Origin of the sequence: Micromonospora citrea, from assembly GCF_049629545.1 — a bacterium.
Classification (GTDB): domain Bacteria; phylum Actinomycetota; class Actinomycetes; order Mycobacteriales; family Micromonosporaceae; genus Micromonospora; species Micromonospora citrea_A.
In genome coordinates, this window is the sequence record NZ_JBNADX010000005.1 from 226,867 (window position 1) to 243,445 (window position 16,579).

Here is a 16,579-nt window from a genome sequence, read left to right on the forward strand (position 1 = left end):
CGTGACCGGCCAGGTGCGCCTGGGCCGCTTCCGCTGGTGGCACATCGACGAGGTGCTGCCGATCGAGGCGGACCTCTTCGGCGCCGAGCAGTGGTCCCCGGCGATGTTCTGGAACGAGCTGGGCAGCGGGCACTTCTACCGGGTGGCCACGGACGCCGACGGGTCGGTGCTCGGCTACGCGGGGCTGACCGTCCAGCCGGACGAGGCGTGGGTGCAGAACATCGCCGTCCGGCGGGACGCCCAGCGGCGCGGCGTCGGTCGCGCGCTGCTGGAGGACCTGCTCGCCGAGGCGGCCCGCCAGGGCGTACGGGCCGTCCTGCTGGAGGTGGCGGCCGACAACGCCCCCGCCCAGAAGCTCTACGCGGCGTACGGCTTCGAGCCGATCGGTGTGCGTCGCGGCTACTACCAACCGAGCAACACCGACGCGCTGGTGATGCGGCGCGTCGCCCCGCCGACCGCGTACGGGACGGACGACTGATGGCTGACGAACCCCTGGTCCTGGGCATCGAGACCTCCTGCGACGAGACCGGCGTCGGGATCGTGCGCGGGCACACCCTGCTGGCCGACGCGCTCGCCTCCAGCGTCGAGCAGCACGCCCGGTTCGGCGGGGTGGTGCCCGAGGTGGCCAGCCGGGCCCACCTGGAGGCGATCGTGCCGACCATGGACCGGGCGCTCGCCGAGGCGGGGGTGACGATCGCCGACATCGACGCGATCGCCGTCACCTCCGGCCCCGGGCTGGCCGGCGCGCTGCTGGTCGGCGTGGCCGCCGCGAAGGGCTACGCGCTCGCCGCCGAGAAGCCCGTGTACGGGGTGAACCACCTCGCCGCGCACGTCGCCGTGGACACCCTGGAGCACGGCCCGCTGCCGGAGCCGGCGATCGCCATGCTGGTCTCCGGCGGGCACTCCTCGCTGCTGCTCGTCGACGACCTGGCGCGCGGGGTCACCCCGCTCGGCGCCACCATCGACGACGCTGCTGGCGAGGCGTTCGACAAGGTGGCCCGGCTGCTCGGGCTGCCGTTCCCCGGTGGGCCGTACATCGACCGGGAGGCCCGGGCCGGCGACCCGGCGGCGATCGGGTTCCCGCGTGGGCTGACCGCCGCCAAGGACCTCGCCGCGCACCGCTACGACTTCTCCTTCTCCGGCCTGAAGACGGCGGTGGCCCGCTGGGTGGAGGCCCGGCAGCGGGCCGGCGAGTCGGTGCCGCTGGCCGACGTCGCGGCCTCGTTCCAGGAGGCGGTCTGCGACGTGCTCACGGCCAAGGCCGTCGATGCCGGCCGGGCCCACGGGATCGGCACGCTGGTGATCGGTGGGGGAGTGGCGGCCAACTCGCGCCTGCGGGCGATGGCCGAGCACCGGGCGGCGAAGCACGGCATCCGGGTGCGCGTACCCCGGCCGAAGCTCTGCACCGACAACGGCGCGATGGTCGCGGCGCTCGGCTCGCACCTGGTCGCCGCCGGGGTGGCGCCGAGCCGGCTGGACCTGCCCGCCGACTCGGCCCTGCCGCTGACCACGGTCAGCGTGTGACGGAGGGGTGGCCGACGTGATCGTCCGGATGTGGGAGGCCCGCGCGGAGCCGTACGGCTTCACCGACCTGATCACCTGGGTCTGTGAGACCGCGCTGCCGGAGCTGGAGCACGACCCGCTGCACCTGTCCAGCGAGGTCTTCTCCTCCACCGACCACCGGGTGGTGGTGATCTCGAAGTGGCGGAGCAGTCCCCGTGCGCTGCCGGACCCGCCGGCGATGCTGGTGGCCCGTCCGCCGCACTCCTGGGACTTCACCCAGGTCGACCGCTGAGAGAGACGGCACGGGTGAGGGGCCGGGAGCGTCGCGCGCCCGGCCCCTCACCCGCCTGTCGTTGCGATCAGCTGCGGCGCAGGATGCGCCAGGTGGTGTAACCGCCGACGCCGAGCGCGACCAGGAAGACCACCCAGACGACGGTGGTGCCGACGCTGGCCGCGGGGCGGGCGGGCGTGCCGGCCTGGGCGGCGGCGATCAGTGAGTCGCTCTGCGCGGGCGGCATGGCGGCCGGGGGCATCTGCTGCCAGCGGACCAGCCCGGTGCTCTCCAGCATCAGCATGTGGTCGGTGACGAACTTGTTGGTCTGGTCGGCGAGCTTGCGGACGGTGGCGTCACGGGTGGCGGCGCGGACCGCGCCGATCACCGGGAAGATCTTGCCGTGCGCCACCCGGAGCCGGGTCACGAAGATCTGGTCGAACTGCGCGCCTCTGGCCTCCTGCATCTCGGCCAGCCACCCCTTCTGCTCGGCGGTGGCGTCCGAGGGGAGGATGGTGCCGAGCTTGTTGGCGGCCTCGACGACGAGCAGGTCGAGCTGCTCGTGCTGCCGGGCGATCTCCGCCCCGATCTCGCGGACCCGGGCCGACTGTCCCTTCTCGGCGGCCATCTGACCGGCCGGCATCTCCCACAGGCCGGCCAACCGGACGCCGTTGAGCAGCGTCATGTCGGCGGCGTTGAGTTGCGCGGCCGGAGCGGCCGTGGCTGCTCCGGGCAGGGCCACCAGCCCGGCCAGGAACGTTACGAGCAGCACCGCCACCCGGTGGGTCCGGTGCCCTCGCCGACGACGTGCGGATTCCAGCGGTGCCATACTGCGGTGCCTCCTCGGTCCGGGCCGTACGCGTGACGTCGGGCAGCGCATCCGCCGGCTGCCCGTCCGCCCTCTGGTACGGATCACCGGCCCGATCAGTTCACCGATTCAGTTGCCCGCATGACCGGGCCACTCCATCCACGACTTCCGCGGATTCGTTGGGTTGTCGGCCACCGGCCGATGGACTCTGATTGACGGTAGCCCCGGCGCAGTGATCAGCGTCTTCAGCGCAGACCGGGGTCATTCCCGAAACAGCGGTGGAGGCGTCCCGGTGCGTGCTGGGAGGGCCTCTGCATCCTGCTGCCCGACAGAGAGGCTTTCGTCCTTGTTCACACGTTCTCTTCGCCGTACCGCCACGGCACTGATGGCCCTGGTCGCCCTGGCTGCCGTCACTGTCGCCACGCCCGCCGCCGCCGCCGGTACACGACCGCTCTTCCAGGTGCCGTTCCCGTGCGGCGAGACCTGGAAGATGGCCACGTACGACGGCCATGGCAGCTACAAAATCGACTTCACCCACTCCAGCGGCAACAGCCTGGGCCGGTCCATCCTCGCATCGGCCAGCGGCACGGTGAGTTTCTCCGGCTGGGGAGACAGCGGCGGCTGGTGGGTCATGATCGACCACCCTGGCGGCTGGCAGACCCAGTACCTGCACATGCAGTACGCGCCGGCGGTCACCAAGGGCCAGTCGGTCGCTATCGGCCAGCGGATCGGCTACGTCGGCAGCACCGGTTACTCGACCGGCCCGCACCTGCACTACGTCCAGTACGCCGACGGTGTCCGGACCGAGGCCTACTTCAACGGGGTCCGGTCCGGAATGACCACCGACGCCAGCGCCGACCGCTGGATCACCAGCGCCAACTGCGGCAGTGCCCCCCGCTCGACGGAGACCGTCTCCGACTTCAGCGGTGACGGCTACGCGGACGTGCTGGGCGTCGACTCGGTGGGCGACCTCTACTACTACCCGAACAACAACAAGAGCCTGTCGACCCGGACGAAGATCGGTCACGGCTGGGGCACGTTCAAGCACGTGATGGCCGACGACTGGAGCGGTGACGGCCACGCGGACGTGCTGGCCGTCGACTCGGTGGGCGACCTCTACTACTACCCGAACAACAACAACAGCCTGTCGACCCGGACGAAGATCGGTCACGGCTGGGGCACGTTCAAGCACGTCATGGCTGCGGACTGGAGCGGTGACGGGCAGGCGGACGTGCTGGCTGTCGATGCCAACGGCTACCTGTGGTACTACCCGCACAACGGAACCGGCCTCAGCGCGCCGGTGCAGATCGGTCACGGCTGGAGCACGTTCAAGCACGTGACGGCTGCGGACTGGAGCGGTGACGGGCAGGCGGACGTGCTGGCTGTCGATGCCAACGGCTACCTGTGGTACTACCCGCACAACGGAACCGGCCTCAGCGCGCCGGTGCAGATCGGTCACGGCTGGGGCACCTTCAAGCATGTCTTCGCCTCCGACTTCTCCGGCGACGGTCAGGCGGACGTGCTCGGCGTAGACGCCGGCGGCTACCTCTGGTACTACCCGCACTGGGGCACCGGCTTCGGCACCCCGGTCAAGCTCGGTCACAACTGGGGCACGTTCCCGTTCGTGATGTGAGATACGGACGGTGCGGGCGGCGGTCGCCGCCCGCACCGTCTTCACGTTTCGTACGGCCCTCACACCTCGACCGAGCCCACGTCGGTGCGCACGGTCCTGCCAGGTGGATCCGGGGGCGGGCCGGTCGTCGTGTCGGCTCAGCCCACGTCGAGCGGGTCGGCCAGCAGCCGCTCGAAGGCCAGTTCGGCCGCCCCGACCAGCGCCGCGTCGTCGCCGAGCTTGGGCGTGCGCAGCCGTACGTGCTCCAGGCAGGCGGGGAGCCCGACCTGGTTGAGCCGGCTGCGGACCTGAGCGGCGGCGGCGAGGTAGAGGTCGCGCATGGTGCCGCCGAAGATGACCATCTCCGGGTTGAAGATGTTGACCAGGTTGCCGACGCCGAAGCCGAGCCAGTCGCCGGCCTGACGGACCGCCGTCTGGGCGCGGGCGTCACCCCGGTCGGCGGCGTCGAAGAGGGCCAGCAGCGCCTCGCGGCCCCGGGCGTCGGAGCGTTCGGCCGCCCGCAGCAGGCCGTACTCGCCGATCTCGGTCTCCCAGCAGCCGCGCGAGCCGCACTCGCAGCGCGCCCCGTCGCGGACCACGACCATGTGCCCGACCTCGCCGCCGTACCCGCCGTGGCCGGTCACCCGCCGCCCGCCGGCGATGATGCCGGCGCCCACGCCGACGTCCCCGTAGAGGTAGATGACGTTGTCGCAGCCGGCGGCGACGCCCCGGGCGTGCTCGGCGAAGGCGGCCACGTCCGCCACGTTGCCCACCGTGATCGGCACGTCGATGCCGAGTTCGTCGGCGAGGGTGGCGCCGATCGGCTCGTCCACCCAGCCGGTGGTCGGGCCGAGCCGGACCAGCCCGTCGGCCTTGCGGACCATGCCGCAGACCGCCACGCCCGCGCCGACGCAGAGCGCCCCGGCCGGGACGCTCTGGTGCATCTCCTTGAGCGCGCCGGCCAGCAGCGGCGCGGTCTCCCCGGCGTCCAGGCCGCGCGGCCGGTCGAGGTCGCGGCGGTCGAGGATCTCACCGCCGAGCCCGACCCGTGCGGCCCGCAGCCGGTCCACCTCGATCGAGTACGCGTACGCGTACACCCGGGCCGACTCGGGCCGGACGACCAGCGACGGTCGTCCGGCCCGGCCGGTCTCCTTCGGCGTCCCCTCACTGACCAGCCCGGCGCCGGCCAGGTCGGCGGTCAGCGCGCCGATGGTGCTGCGGTTGAGCCCGAGCGTGGTGGTCAACTCGGCGCGGGAGGTCGCGCCGTGGACGTGGACGTGACGCAGCAGCGCACCGAGGTTCTGCCGCCGGATCTCGTCCTGGCTCGGTCCTACCCGCATCGTTCTGGCACTCCGTGTCCCCGCTGCTCAGCGTCTGCCGGGCGTCAACGGGTGCCGCTGGCGGCGGAGCGACGCCGCGACAGCGCGTCGACGCTGGCCGCGAGGAGGAGCACCACACCCGTCACCACGTACTTGACTCCCGAGCTGTAACCCATCAGGCCCATGCCGTTGTCGATGACCGCGACGACGGCGCCGCCGAGCACCGCGTCGAGGACCCGGCCCTTGCCGCCGAAGAGGCTGGTGCCGCCGATCACCGCCGCGCCGACCGCGTAGAGCAGTACGTTACTGCCACCGGTGTTCGGGTCGACGGAGTTGGCCCGGCTGGCGGCCACGATGCCGCCGACGGCGGCCATCGAGGAGCAGATCACGAAGACCGAGATGCGGATCCGGTCGACGTTGATGCCGGCCCGGCGGGCGGCCTCCTTGTTGCCGCCGACCGCGTAGACGTGCCGGCCGTAGCTGGTGCGCTGGAGCACGAAGGTCCAGACGACCAGCAGGATCGCGATGATCGGCACCACGATCGGCACGCCCTTGAGCGAGGTGACCAGGACGTTGCGGCTGCGCTCCAGGTTGAGGATGTAGACCGCGACGCCGAGGATCAGCGCCAGCGCGCCGATCCGGGCGGCCACCACCGCGAGCGGGTCGGTGAGCAGGCCGCGGGCGGCCCGGTTGCGGTGCCGCAGCAGCTGAACGGCGGCGTACCCGGCGACCGCGGCGGCGGCGAGGGACCAGCCGAGGACCGGCGGCAGGTTGCGGTTGGCGATCGCGACCAGGGTGTCGTCGCGGATGGAGATGTTCGCGCCGTCGTCCATCAGCATCAGCACGATGCCCTGGAAGGCGAGGAAGCCGGCCAGGGTGACCACGAAGGACGGGATGCCGATCTTCGCGACCAGGACGCCGAGCGTCGTGCCGATGACCACGCCGGTGACGATGGCGGCGAGCACGGCCACGTACCAGGGGTAGCCGAGCACGGTGGCGACGTTGGCCAGGATCGCCGCGCAGACGCCGCTGGCGAAGCCGGCCGAGAGGTCGATCTCGCCGAGCAGCAGGACGAAGACCAGGCCCATCGCGATCAGGGTGACGGCCGCGCCCTGGGTGAACAGGTTGGCGAAGTTGCCGGCGGTGAGGAACGACGGCCGCATGACGGCGAAGACCGTGCAGAGCACGATCAGGCCGAGCACCGCCGGGAGCGCGCCGATGTCGCCACCGCGTACCCGGCTGACGTAGTTGCGGGCGTGGCTGCCCACCGTGGGCGTCGGCGCGACGGCGGCCGGGCCTGCCTTCTTGACGGCTGTGGTGGTCATCGGACGGCTCCCGAGGTGGTGTCGGTGGACCCCGTGGCGGCGCCGGCGCTGCCCGCGCCCGCCTCGACGAGGCCGAGGTTGCCGGAGCGGCCGGCGGTGATCAGCTCGACCACCTGTGAGTGGGTGATGTCGGTGGTCCTCACCTGCGCGACCATCTGGCCCAGGTAGAGCGCGGCGATCCGGTCGGAGACGGCGAAGACGTCGTTCATGTTGTGCGAGATGAGCACCACGGCCAGGCCCTTGTCGGCGAGCCTGCGGACCAGCTCCAGCACCTGGGCGGTCTGCGCGACGCCGAGCGCGGCGGTCGGCTCGTCGAGGATGACCAGCTTGCTGTTCCAGAGCACCGCCTTGGCGATGGCCACGGTCTGGCGCTGACCCCCGGAGAGGCTGGAGACGTGCTGGCGCAGCGACTTCACCGTCCGGACGCTGAGCCCGGCGAGCGTCTCGGCGGCCATCTGCTCCATGGTCGGCTCGTCGAGCACCAGCCCGCTGCGCTTCTCCCGGCCGAGGAACATGTTCTGCACGATGTCGAGGTTGTCGCAGAGCGCGAGGTCCTGGTAGACGACCTCGATGCCGAGCGCGGCGGCGTCCCGGGGGCTGTTGATGCTCACCGGCCGCCCCTCGAAGAGGAACTCGCCGCTGTCGGTGGGGTAGATGCCGCTGATGCACTTGACCAGGGTCGACTTGCCGGCGCCGTTGTCGCCGACCAGCGCGGTCACCTCACCGGGGTGAGCGGTGAAGGCGACGTCGCGGAGCACCTGGACGGGACCGAAGCTCTTGTCGATCCCGCGTAGTTCCAGCAGGGGGGTCGCGGACACGGGGGTCTCCTTTGCACGGAGGGGAGGTCGGAGCCCGTCCGGCGGCGCCGCCGGGAGCGGGGTGGGACGGTACGGGTCAGCTGATGCCGGCGTCGGCGCAGAGCTTGGCGTACGCCCCGGTGCAGACCTCGTCCTTCGTGACGAAGCCGTCGGCGATGACGTCCTTGACGTTCTCCTTGTAGATGGCCTTCGGGGTGAGCAGGACGGCGGCCACGTCACGGCCACCCTCCGGGTCCTTAACCGTCTGGCCGGTCTCCTTCTTCTCGCCCTTGGCGACCGCGATGGCCAGCTCGGAGGCGGCCTTCGCCTCCTCCTTGATCGCCTTGTAGACCGTCATGCACTGGTCGCCGGCGAGGATGTTCTGCAGGCCCTGCGGGGTGGCGTCCTGGCCGGTGACCGGGACCTTGCCGTTGAGCTTGTTCTTCTTCAGCACGGAGATGGCCGCGTTGCCGAGGCCGTCGTTGGCGGCGAGCACGCCGTCGATCTTGCCGCCGGCCTTGGTGAGCTGCTGCTCGAAGATCGTGGCGGCCTGGGCGTTGTCCCAGTCCGGCACGGCGTCGTCGGCGACCTGGGTGTACTCCTTGGCGTCGAACTTCGGCTTGAGCACCGAGTCGTAGCCGTTCTTGAACAGGGTGGCGTTGTTGTCGGTCGGCGAGCCGTTGAGGTACGCGATCGACGGGTTCTTGACGCCCTTGTCGGTCAGGCACTTGGCCAGACCCTCGCCCTGGAGCTTGCCGACGGCCTCGTTGTCGAAGCTGACGTAGTACTGCGCGGAGCCGCCCAGGGTGAGCCGGTCGTAGTCGATGGTGGCCACGCCCTGCGACTTGGCCTTGTCGAGCACGGCCTTGCCGGTGCCGGAGTCCAGGTTGACGATCATCAGGGCGGTGACGCCGTTGGTGATCATCTGGTCGGCGATGGTCTGGAAGGCGTTCTTGTCGCCCTGCGCGTTCTGGATGTCGTAGTCGACGTCGGCGGCCTTGAAGGCCTCCTCCAGGAACTTGCGGTCCGCGCCCTCCCAGCGGGCGGAGGACTTGCTGTCCGGGAGGATCACGCCGATCTTCGGCTTCTTGTCGGACGACCCGCCGGCCTCGTTGCTGCCGGAGTCGTCGCCACAGGCGGCCATGCTGCCGGTGGCCAGCAGGCCCACGGCGGCGAAGGTGAGGAAGCCCTTGCGCATGAGCACGGGTCCTTTCGGGGGTGGGGGAGTAGTGGTCGGTGTTTGTTGTGTCCGGCAACGTATTCCCGGTCACACGCCACGCGCAAGACTGTCGAGGTCAGAAGTTTGTTGGCGGCGGTAACAATTCAGCAACGCAAAAGCCATCCACCGGACATCCACCCAGCAAGGCCGCCCCGCACCTCGCCCCACACCTCGCCCCGAACCTTTCGTTGATCATGAAGTCGTTGTCACGACACGCCGGGACGGGTGGCAATAACTTCATGATCAACGCGGGTGGGTGGGTCAGGAGGGGGTGGCGATGGGGGCGGGGGTGGCGGTGGTGAGGGAGATCAGGTCGGCCGGGGCCAGTTCCAGCTGGAGGCCGCGCCGGCCGGCGGAGACGTAGATGGTGTCGTGGGTCAGGGCGGAGGAGTCCAGCACGGTGGGCAGGCGTCGGCGCTGGCCGAGCGGGCTGATCCCGCCCCGGACGTAGCCGGTGGCCCGCTCCGCCACCGTACGGTCCGCCATGGCGGCACGCTTGCCGCCGACCGCCGCCGCGAGCGCCTTGAGGTCCAGTTCCCCGGTGACCGGGACGACTGCCACGGTGAGCGCGCCGTCGACCTCGGCGACCAGCGACTTGAAGACCCGTTCCGGTGGCGCCCCGAGGGCCGCCGCGACCAGGGCACCGTAGTTCGGGGCGTCCGGGGAGACGTCGTACGGATGGGTGCGGTGCGCGATCTTCCGCTTCGCCAGCAGCGCCGTCGCCGGAGTGCCCTGTCCCGCCATGACCGTCAAGCTAACCCGGCCGCCCCGACCCGGCCAGCCGGAATCACGGCCCCGTCCGCGTCGGCCGGTGTACCCCTGCCGGACGGCCGACCCGTCAGGCCGGTGGCACGGGCCGGCAGACCAGCACCGTGGGTGCCCCGGCCACCCGGGTCAGCACCAGGCTGGCGGCGGTGTCGCCGGCCAGTCTCAGGTCGCGGCGCAGCTTCTCCGGCTCCAGCGCCGAGCCCCGCTTGAGGATCTCCACCCGGCCCACCCGGCGTTCCCGCAGCAGGGCACGCAGCCGCTTGAGCGAGAACGGCAGCACGTCGGTGACCTCCAGGCAGCGGGCGAACGGGGTGGCCGTCGGAGTGTCCGCGTACAGGTAGGCGATGCTTCCGTCGGCCAGCGTGGCGTCGAGGGTGTCGGCCAGTTCGGCGACCAGGTGCGCGCGGACCACGGCCGGGTCCGGGTCGTACAGGAAGCGGCGGGTGGGCCCGACCGGCGCCTCCGCCGCCCCCGCGCCGGTGAGGGTGTGCACCGCGCCGCCGCGCAGCAGGGTGGCCCGGCGGGGCAGCTCGGCCAGCCGACCGCACCAGAGCGCCGCCTCCACCAGGTCGCCGTCCACACTGACCCACTCCGCCTCGGCGCCGGCCGGGATCAGCGCGTGGTCGATGCCGGGGGCCACCTTCACCACCGTGCGCGGCACCCGCTCGGCGAGACCGGTGACGAAGTCCCAGGGCGGGGAGTAGGAGTTCGGGTCGAAGATCCGCCGGCCGGTGCCGGCCCTCCGCCGTGCCGGATCACAGAAGACGCCCTCGACCCGGGTCACGTCGAACGCGGTCGCGTCGCCGACCTGCACGGTGAACAGTCCGGCCAGTCCCGCCGCCTCGGCGTTCGCGGCGGCCATCGCGGCGGTGACCGGGTCGGCCTCCACGCCGTACACCCGGATGCCGGCGCGGGCGGCAGCGAGCGCGTCGGCCCCGAGGCCGCAACCGAGGTCGGCGAGGGTGGTCACCCCGGCGGCGCGCAACCGCGCGGCCCGCCGGTCGGCCACCGGCCGGCGGGTGGCCTGCTCCAGCCCGGCCCGGGTGAGGAACATCCCGGCGGCCTCCGGGCCGAACTTGCCGACCGCCCGGCGGCGCAGCTCGGCCTGGGTCAGCGCGGCGGCGGACAGTCCGGCGGGGACCCCGGTGGCGCGCAGCGCGGCCGCCGCTGCCAGCGGGTCGCCGCCGGCCACCTCGGTCGCCGCGGCCAGCGCGGCCGACCCCTCGGGGGTACGCAGCGCGGCCAGTTGGTCGAGTTCCACCGCGCCATTGTGCGGCAGGCCGGTGCGGCCCGGTACGGAACCGGTTCGGGCCCGGACGCGCGGGGGTGGCGACCGTCCCCGGTCGCCACCCGTGTCGCGGGAACGTCAGCCGAGCATCGACCACCACTGGTCGGTGTTGGTGAAGCGCTTGAGCGGGGCGCCGCTGGCCGACATGTGGTACCGGTAGCTGCCGGTCGAGGCGTACCCGTAGAGGCTGAAGCCGTCCATGTTCCAGTTGTCGGGGCCCTCGTACCACTCCGGGTGGGAGATCATCCGCAGCCTCACCCCGGTCACGGAGCAGGAGTTGACCGCCCAGTTCGGGTTGATGAAGGTGACCGTCCGGGAGTTGGAGCTGTTGTTGGCGAAGCCGCCCCAGAAGTGTTGCAGCTCGACGTCGCCGGAGGTGGTCCGCAGGAAGGGGATGACCTCCGAGTTGCCGCGCAGGTCGTCCCCGCCGGTCTGGAAGACGAGGGTGAAGCTCCTCAGGCTGGCGCAGCTACCGATCCGCCCGGCGCTTGCCGGCGTTGCCAGGACGGTGACGCCGAGCGTCGCCAGCATGCTGGTGGCGACGAACAGCACCAGGGTCCTGAGGCGGGGAAAGCGGATGCCCATGTGGGGTCCTTTCTCTGGTGGGGGTACCCAGGTCAAGGCTGCGCCCCGGAGGCCGTCCGGGACACCGGGCTTGCCGGGCTTTGCGGGTCGGGGAACCGCAGGCCCGAAGGTGGGAAAACCGGGTGGCGGTCAGCCGGTTCCGGTGCCGCCGAGGAAGGCGAGCGTCGCCAGGACCCGGACGTTGATCCCCCGGCGGGCCCGGGCGTCGCCGGGGATCAGGCGGAGCTTGCCGGTGATCGCCGAGAGATGCTTCTCCACGGTGCCGACCTGACAGCCCATCTGCTCGGCGATGCCCAGGTTCGACCGCCCCTCGGCGACCAGCGCCAGGACCCGACGCTCGTGTGGGCTCAGCCGGTCCAGCGGGTCACCGAGCCGGGGGCGGGCCATCAACCGCTGGATCAGGCAACGGTCGACGATCACCTCCCCACCGGCCACCCGGCGTACGGCGTCGGCCAGCTCGGCCACCTCGCCGACCCGTTCCTTGAGCAGGTAGCCCACGCCGCGAGTGTCCTCCTCCATGCTGAGCAGCCGTTGGGCGAAGGCGACCTCGGCGTGCGACGAGAGGACGAGCAGACCCACCGTCGGATGCCGGCGCCGCATCGCCTCCGCGATCTGGAGCCCCTCGTCGACGAAGGTGGGTGGCAGCCGGATGTCCAGCAGCATCACGTCGGGCCGTTCCCGGTCGCCGAGCCGCAGCGCCTCGGCAGGGTCACCGGCGACGCCGACCACGGCCATGCCGCGCGCGGAGAGCACCTCCGCCAGTGCGGTACGCAGCAGTGGCTGGTCCTCGACGATCCCTATCCGCACGGTTCCTCCAGGGCCAGGGTCGCGGCGAGTCGGGTGCCGCCGCCCGCGGGGCTGGCGATGGTCAGGTCGCCGCCCACCGCGGCGATCCGGTCCCGTAGTCCGCTCAGCCCGGAGCCCGGCCGCGCCGTCGCGCCGCCGTCCCCGTCGTCGGTGACCTCGACGTGGAGCTGCAGGCCGCGCTCCTCGGCGACCACGGTGACCCGTTCGGCCCGCGCGTGCTTGTACGCGTTCGCAACCCCTTCGGCGATGAAGAAGTACGCGGTGACCTCGACGTGCCGGGGCCAGCGTCGCGACGGCACCCGGACGTCGAGCGGCACGGGGGCGACCTCGGCGAGCAGCCCCACGGCGCCGGCGAGCCCGTGCCCGAGCAGCGCCGCCGGATAGATGCCCTGGGTCAGCTGCTGCAGTCCGCTGATCGCGTCCCGGAGCAGCAGGTGGGCTCGCCCGGCGGTCGCGCGGATCCGGTGGAGTTCGGCCGGTACGCCGACGGCCGGCGCGTCGCGGATCGTGTCGAGCAGCATCAGCACCGCGTACAACTGCTGCTGCGCCCCGTCGTGCAGGTCCCGTTGGATGCGTCGCCGCTCCTCGAAGCCCGCCGTGGAGACCCGGAGTCGGGAGTGGCGCAGCTCCTCGATCCGTGCCTGTTGCGCCCGGTACAGGATGGCGTTCTCGATCGTCAGGCCGGCGATTCCGAAGGCGGTCCGGGTCACGTCGAGCTGCTCGTTCAGGGCCTCGTCATGGATGATCCGGGCGATCACGGCACCGTTTCGCCGTATGGCGGTGACCGCCTGCCCGGCTTCCCGGGGTACCGGCGGCGTCGGGTTCCCATGGCCGCAGAGCGCTCCTCCGCCCTGCGGGTACGTGACGCGCAGCGCCGGATCGCCGACCGCCTCGGCGAGCGTCCGGCCCAGCCTCCCCGGGTGGGGGAGCTGCCGGCCGTCCAGTCCCAGCAGGACCCGGGCGGCGTGGCTCTGGGCCCGGGTGGAGCGGATCCGTCGGGTGAGCGCCACCAGCGGGATGACCAGCAGGTCGAGGGTGAGCGCGGTGGCCAGCGTGCCGACATGGACCGCCGGCGGCGCGCCGGCCCGCGCGGCCACCGCCACGGTGAGACCGGCCGCGCCGAGCACCATGGTGGCCGCCCAGATCGGTCCGGCGGGTCGCCGCCGCAGCCGGGTGGAGGTCACCCAGCGACGGGCGACCACCACCAGCACGGCGAGGGTCAGTGCCGCGTAGGTCAGGCTGCCGATGGTGGCCCAGGGCGAGGTCGGCGGCGGGGTGAGGTTCCACCACCAGGGCGGCTGCGGGCGTTCGGCGACGAACCGGCCCACCTGGGTGCCGACCGCCGCCAGGTAGGAGGCGACGACCAGGGCGCGGCTGACCGCGTCGTCGACCCGACCGGCCGGCAGGGCCAGGGCGATGTGCGCCAGCACCGCCGTCCAGAGGTAGGCCAGGCAGAAGCCGACCATGAAGAGCCACGGCTGCTCGCTGGCCCGCAGGTCACCCAGGTGGTAGAGGCCTCCGCAACAGACCATCAGCCAGCCGATCCGGGGTGCCGCCGAGCGGGCGGAGACGACGAAGCCGGCGACGATGAGCAGCACACCGAAGCTGTGCAGCGCCCCGGTGGTCCAGCCGGTCGGCGCCACGGGTGACGACAGCGCCGTGCCGACGGCGGCGAGGCTGAGGCCGGCGCCGGCGGCGACGGCGGTCCGGCGGGCCATCGCGGCGCGCCGGGTCGGGCTGTCCGGTCCCGGCTGTCGGCCGACCGCACCTTCGACGATGATGCTCACCGCGGACCTCCGGATCGGCTGGGTGCCGAGCGTAACCACGCGGTGCCAGCCCAGTTAACCGTCTCGATCGGTCGGATGGTGGACACGGTGCCGGGCCGTCGAGGCGCCGTCGGACCACGGTGCCGGGTGCTGGCCGGGCGTGCCCGGCGGGGTGACACGACACCGGCGCGTTGGCACTCTCCTTGACGGAGTGCTAGCCGAGGAATAACCTGCGATTAGCACTCTCACCCTGAGGGTGCCAGCTTCCGGGCCGTCAGGTCCGGTGGCTGAACGCCAGGCGGACCGGCACCCGCGACGACGGCCCCGCCCGGTGGCATGTGGCAGATTGACGCTGGTCGGCGTGCCGACCGGTAACGACACCAAGTACCCCAGGAGGGTATGCCCGTGACTACCGCGACCAAGGTTGCGATCAAGCCGCTCGAGGACCGCATCGTGGTCCAGGCGAACGAGGCCGAGACCACCACCGCCTCGGGCATCGTGATCCCTGACACCGCCAAGGAGAAGCCGCAGGAGGGCACCGTCCTCGCTGTCGGCCCGGGCCGGATCGACGACAAGGGCAACCGCGTGCCGGTCGACGTGAAGGTCGGCGACACCGTCCTGTACTCGAAGTACGGCGGCACCGAGGTCAAGTACGCCGGCGAGGAGTACCTGGTGCTCTCCGCCCGCGACGTCCTCGCGGTCATCGAGAAGTAAGCAACCGATCAGTGTCGTTGCCCCGGTCCGGCTCGCCGGGCCGGGGCAACGTCGCTTCGAAGGGATACAGATGGCGAAGATCCTGAGCTTCTCGGACGACGCCCGGCACCTGCTGGAGCACGGTGTCAACGCCCTCGCGGACACGGTCAAGGTCACCCTCGGCCCGCGCGGGCGCAACGTCGTCCTGGACAAGAAATTCGGTGCGCCCACGATCACCAATGACGGCGTGACCATCGCCAAGGAGATCGAGCTCACCAACCCGTACGAGAACCTCGGCGCGCAGCTGGTCAAGGAGGTGGCGACGAAGACCAACGACGTCGCCGGCGACGGGACCACCACCGCCACCGTGCTGGCCCAGGCCATGGTCCGCGAGGGCCTGCGCAACGTGACCGCCGGGGCGAACCCGTCCGGTCTCAAGCGGGGCATCGACGCGGCGGCCGCCAAGGTCTCCGAGGCGCTGCTCGACCGGGCCGTCGAGGTGGCCGACAAGGAGTCGATCGCGCACGTCGCGACGATCTCCGCGCAGGACGCCACCATCGGCGAGCTGATCGCCGAGGCGATGGAGAGGGTCGGCCGCGACGGTGTCATCACCGTCGAGGAGGGCTCCGCCCTCATCACCGAGCTGGACGTGACCGAGGGTCTCCAGTTCGACAAGGGCTTCATCTCACCGAACTTCGTCACCGACGTGGAGTCGCAGGAGTCGGTCCTGGAGGACCCGTACATCCTCATCACCACGCAGAAGATCTCGGCGATCGAGGAGCTGCTGCCGCTGCTGGAGAAGGTCCTCCAGAACAGCAAGCCGCTGCTGATCATCGCCGAGGACGTCGACGGCCAGGCGCTGTCGACCCTGGTGGTCAACTCGATCCGCAAGACCCTCAAGGTCTGCGCGGTGAAGGCCCCCGGCTTCGGTGACCGCCGCAAGGCGATGCTGCAGGACATGGCGATCCTGACCGGCGCCGAGCTGGTCGCCCCGGAGCTGGGCTACAAGCTCGACCAGGTCGGCCTGGAGGTGCTCGGCACCGCCCGGCGCGTCGTGGTCGACAAGGAGAACACCACCGTCGTCGACGGTGGCGGCCAGTCCTCCGAGGTCGCCGACCGGGTCGCGCAGATCCGCAAGGAGATCGAGGCCTCGGACTCCGAGTGGGACCGGGAGAAGCTGGCCGAGCGGCTGGCGAAGCTCTCCGGCGGCATCGCGGTCATCAAGGTGGGCGCGGCGACCGAGGTCGAGATGAAGGAGCGCAAGCACCGCATCGAGGACGCCATCGCCGCGACCAAGGCCGCGGTCGAGGAGGGTACGGTCCCCGGCGGCGGCGCCGCCCTGGCCCAGATCCTTCCGGTGCTCGCCGACGACCTGGGTTTCACCGGTGACGAGAAGACCGGCGTCTCGATCGTGCGCAAGGCGCTGGTCGAGCCGCTGCGCTGGATCGCCCAGAACGCCGGCCACGACGGCTACGTCGTGGTCAACAAGGTCGCCGACAAGGAGTGGGGCAACGGCCTCGACGCCGCCACCGGCCAGTACGTCGACCTGGTCAAGTCCGGCATCATCGACCCGGTCAAGGTGACCCGCAACGCGGTCACCAACGCCGCGTCGATCGCCGGTCTGCTGCTCACCACCGAGAGCCTCGTCGTGGAGAAGCCGGAGAAGGCCGAGCCGGCCGCCGCCGGTGGCCACGGCCACGGCCACGGCCACCAGCACGGCCCGGGTTTCTGACCCGTAGCTCCACCGAAGGGCGCGCCGTCCCACCGGACGGCGCGCCCTTCCCCGTCCCACCGCTCGGTGGGGATTACGGAACGCTG

The 16,579-nt window shown here is 71.7% G+C and carries 16 protein-coding genes; 6 read left to right on the forward strand and 10 right to left on the reverse strand.

All coding sequences use genetic code 11. From position 1 onward, the window contains the following. Positions 1-13: 13 nt before the first annotated feature. Genes rimI through ACPFP2_RS08980 form a run of 3 tightly spaced genes read left to right on the forward strand, consistent with a single transcriptional unit; the run spans position 14 to position 1,795 of the window. On the forward strand, positions 14-478 hold the full coding sequence (gene rimI, locus ACPFP2_RS08970) for a ribosomal protein S18-alanine N-acetyltransferase (protein WP_424088032.1): 465 nt from the start codon (positions 14-16) through the stop codon (positions 476-478). Next, positions 478-1,524, forward strand: coding sequence for a tRNA (adenosine(37)-N6)-threonylcarbamoyltransferase complex transferase subunit TsaD (gene tsaD / locus ACPFP2_RS08975; RefSeq protein ID WP_424087882.1), 1,047 nt, complete (start codon positions 478-480; stop codon positions 1,522-1,524). The genes rimI and tsaD overlap by 1 nt, the downstream gene beginning before the upstream one ends. 16 nt (positions 1,525-1,540) lie before the next feature. Next, complete coding sequence (locus ACPFP2_RS08980) at positions 1,541-1,795, forward strand: hypothetical protein (protein WP_424087884.1); 255 nt, start codon at positions 1,541-1,543, stop codon at positions 1,793-1,795. Between the two features lie 67 nt (positions 1,796-1,862). On the opposite strand, the gene ACPFP2_RS08985 is transcribed toward ACPFP2_RS08980, so the two are convergent. Further along, positions 1,863-2,603: a DUF4142 domain-containing protein gene (locus ACPFP2_RS08985; RefSeq protein ID WP_424087885.1), complete on the reverse strand. Its 741-nt coding sequence runs from the start codon at positions 2,601-2,603 to the stop codon at positions 1,863-1,865. A 325-nt stretch (positions 2,604-2,928) separates the two neighbouring features. Here ACPFP2_RS08985 and ACPFP2_RS08990 point away from each other — a divergent pair, with 325 nt between their 5' ends. Continuing rightward, complete coding sequence (locus tag ACPFP2_RS08990) at positions 2,929-4,215, forward strand: FG-GAP-like repeat-containing protein (RefSeq protein WP_424087887.1); 1,287 nt, start codon at positions 2,929-2,931, stop codon at positions 4,213-4,215. Between the two features lie 137 nt (positions 4,216-4,352). Here the strand turns inward: ACPFP2_RS08990 and ACPFP2_RS08995 are convergent, their stop codons facing one another. The 9 genes from ACPFP2_RS08995 to ACPFP2_RS09035 all read right to left on the reverse strand — a co-directional run bounded on the left by ACPFP2_RS08995 (position 4,353) and on the right by ACPFP2_RS09035 (position 14,089). Continuing rightward, positions 4,353-5,534: an ROK family protein gene (locus ACPFP2_RS08995; protein WP_424087889.1), complete on the reverse strand. Its 1,182-nt coding sequence runs from the start codon at positions 5,532-5,534 to the stop codon at positions 4,353-4,355. Positions 5,535-5,578: 44 nt separating this feature from the next. After that, complete coding sequence (locus ACPFP2_RS09000) at positions 5,579-6,838, reverse strand: sugar ABC transporter permease (RefSeq protein ID WP_424087891.1); 1,260 nt, start codon at positions 6,836-6,838, stop codon at positions 5,579-5,581. Further along, positions 6,835-7,656 (reverse strand): ATP-binding cassette domain-containing protein, encoded by an 822-nt coding sequence (locus ACPFP2_RS09005; RefSeq protein WP_424087893.1) that lies wholly within the window; start codon positions 7,654-7,656, stop codon positions 6,835-6,837. Before ACPFP2_RS09005 ends, ACPFP2_RS09000 begins: the two co-directional genes overlap by 4 nt. Before the next feature lie 76 nt (positions 7,657-7,732). Then, on the reverse strand, positions 7,733-8,833 hold the full coding sequence (locus ACPFP2_RS09010) for a sugar ABC transporter substrate-binding protein (RefSeq protein WP_424087895.1): 1,101 nt from the start codon (positions 8,831-8,833) through the stop codon (positions 7,733-7,735). Between the two features lie 282 nt (positions 8,834-9,115). Further along, positions 9,116-9,598 carry a Cys-tRNA(Pro) deacylase gene (gene ybaK, locus ACPFP2_RS09015; protein WP_424087898.1) on the reverse strand — a complete coding sequence of 161 codons (483 nt, stop codon included), beginning with the start codon at positions 9,596-9,598 and terminating at the stop codon, positions 9,116-9,118. Between the two features lie 94 nt (positions 9,599-9,692). After that, positions 9,693-10,883, reverse strand: a complete 1,191-nt coding sequence (locus ACPFP2_RS09020) for a THUMP-like domain-containing protein (RefSeq protein WP_424087900.1) — start codon at positions 10,881-10,883, stop codon at positions 9,693-9,695. A 105-nt stretch (positions 10,884-10,988) separates the two neighbouring features. Further along, on the reverse strand, positions 10,989-11,495 hold the full coding sequence (locus ACPFP2_RS09025; protein ID WP_424087902.1) for a hypothetical protein: 507 nt from the start codon (positions 11,493-11,495) through the stop codon (positions 10,989-10,991). A 129-nt stretch (positions 11,496-11,624) separates the two neighbouring features. After that, entirely contained in the window at positions 11,625-12,302 is a 678-nt protein-coding gene (locus tag ACPFP2_RS09030; RefSeq protein ID WP_091290198.1) for a response regulator transcription factor, read from the reverse strand. Further along, on the reverse strand, positions 12,293-14,089 hold the full coding sequence (locus ACPFP2_RS09035) for a sensor histidine kinase (protein WP_424087904.1): 1,797 nt from the start codon (positions 14,087-14,089) through the stop codon (positions 12,293-12,295). Before ACPFP2_RS09035 ends, ACPFP2_RS09030 begins: the two co-directional genes overlap by 10 nt. Positions 14,090-14,467: 378 nt before the next feature. On the opposite strand from ACPFP2_RS09035, the gene groES reads away from it, so the two are divergent. Together groES and groL are read left to right on the forward strand one after the other, a co-directional pair. Next, positions 14,468-14,782, forward strand: a complete 315-nt coding sequence (gene groES, locus ACPFP2_RS09040) for a co-chaperone GroES (RefSeq protein WP_088998427.1) — start codon at positions 14,468-14,470, stop codon at positions 14,780-14,782. A gap of 70 nt (positions 14,783-14,852) precedes the next feature. Then, the gene (groL, locus tag ACPFP2_RS09045; RefSeq protein ID WP_424087907.1) at positions 14,853-16,493 is read left to right on the forward strand and encodes a chaperonin GroEL; all 1,641 of its coding nucleotides are present in this window, start codon (positions 14,853-14,855) and stop codon (positions 16,491-16,493) included. The last annotated feature ends 86 nt before the right edge of the window (positions 16,494-16,579 follow it).

Excerpts from the sequence above, each read along its gene's own strand:
- groL (WP_424087907.1), top strand. The coding sequence starts at position 14,853 with ATGGCGAAGATCCTGAGCTTCTCGGACGACGCCCGGCACCTGCTGGAG.
- ACPFP2_RS09025 (WP_424087902.1), bottom strand. The coding sequence starts at position 11,495 with ATGGGCATCCGCTTTCCCCGCCTCAGGACCCTGGTGCTGTTCGTCGCC.
- groES (WP_088998427.1), top strand. The coding sequence starts at position 14,468 with ATGCCCGTGACTACCGCGACCAAGGTTGCGATCAAGCCGCTCGAGGAC.
- ACPFP2_RS09010 (WP_424087895.1), bottom strand. The coding sequence starts at position 8,833 with ATGCGCAAGGGCTTCCTCACCTTCGCCGCCGTGGGCCTGCTGGCCACC.
- ACPFP2_RS08995 (WP_424087889.1), bottom strand. The coding sequence starts at position 5,534 with ATGCGGGTAGGACCGAGCCAGGACGAGATCCGGCGGCAGAACCTCGGT.
- ACPFP2_RS08985 (WP_424087885.1), bottom strand. The coding sequence starts at position 2,603 with ATGGCACCGCTGGAATCCGCACGTCGTCGGCGAGGGCACCGGACCCAC.
- ybaK (WP_424087898.1), bottom strand. The coding sequence starts at position 9,598 with ATGGCGGGACAGGGCACTCCGGCGACGGCGCTGCTGGCGAAGCGGAAG.
- ACPFP2_RS09000 (WP_424087891.1), bottom strand. The coding sequence starts at position 6,838 with ATGACCACCACAGCCGTCAAGAAGGCAGGCCCGGCCGCCGTCGCGCCG.
- tsaD (WP_424087882.1), top strand. The coding sequence starts at position 478 with ATGGCTGACGAACCCCTGGTCCTGGGCATCGAGACCTCCTGCGACGAG.